Consider the following 233-nt stretch of genomic DNA (forward strand, 5'->3'; position numbering starts at 1 on the left):
GTCATGGCGGTAAAATCTTCGAAAATGCCGCCGTGACAGCTCACAGGCAGATCAACGGCGGGCACACTGTGACGACGGCGCGCGGCACGCTGACGGCCGACAGCGTCCTCGTCGCCACCGGGGCCTACACGACACCCAATTTTGGCTATTTCCGCCGGCGTATCGTGACCGTCGGCAGCTTCATCATCGCGACGCGCCCGCTGACCGCGGCGGAGATTGCCGAGACGATGCCG

General features: G+C 64.8%; 1 protein-coding gene. It reads left to right on the forward strand.

Translation table 11 applies throughout. The features are described 5' to 3' along the window. On the forward strand, positions 1–233 hold a 233-nt coding region (locus KJQ96_RS39605; RefSeq protein WP_213291286.1), incomplete at both ends, for an FAD-dependent oxidoreductase.

This window comes from Bradyrhizobium sp. sGM-13 (assembly GCF_018398875.1).
GTDB lineage: Bacteria > Pseudomonadota > Alphaproteobacteria > Rhizobiales > Xanthobacteraceae > Bradyrhizobium.